We start from the raw sequence: 674 nt of genomic DNA on the forward strand, positions 1-674 counted from the left end.
GTGAAGAAGGTCGATGTAAATCATCCGGACTACGAACACGTTAATCACCCGACACACTACAACTCCCATCCGTCTGGAATCGAGATAATTGATCTTGTGGAGCTGATGCCGTTCAACACTGGCAACGCCGTGAAGTATGTGGCGCGTCGTGGTGAGAAGGGAAAGGCCGCGCAAGACTTGGACAAGGCAATCTGGTATACGTCGCGTGAGCTCGATCGTATCAAGCTTATGCTGGAGTCCTACCCGTCGCGCGTCCTTGACACGATGAACAGTAACGTCGAGTTCAGTGAGCAGGATTTTGCACGTGCTCACAAGTTCCTCACGATGGAGACTGTGCCAATCGCATCGGATTTTTATTCTCTGGTATTTGAGGGTTGCACAATCCGTGAGTACTACGAAAATCTTGAAGATGCACTTGTGTGTCTTCGTCAACTGAAGGAAACACTCTGATGGTAAAGGACGCGTTGAAGGCAGGAGGCACCTACGGACTAGTGGGTGAATCTACACAGAACCACTACGAAGGTCCTGTAACAGCACCGGTCTCTCAGCTTGAGTAGTTGCGCGAAAGCCTAACAGCAGAACTTAGTGGACTGTCCACCGACATTGAAGATTTCCGCGTGTATCTGGCTCCGTATCTTCCTCTCACAGAATTTGACGATTCGGTGGGTGTAGCG

At 50.3% G+C, this 674-nt stretch carries 1 protein-coding gene; it reads left to right on the plus strand.

Features of this window, described 5'->3' with window-relative positions:
* On the plus strand, positions 1 to 450 hold a 450-nt coding region (locus AC1RPN_RS08030; RefSeq protein ID WP_481763685.1), incomplete at its 5' end, for a DUF3310 domain-containing protein.
* Positions 451 to 674 lie beyond the last annotated feature (224 nt).

The sequence above is a fragment of the Dellaglioa sp. CoH-57-MRSF-20 genome (genome assembly GCF_056781955.1).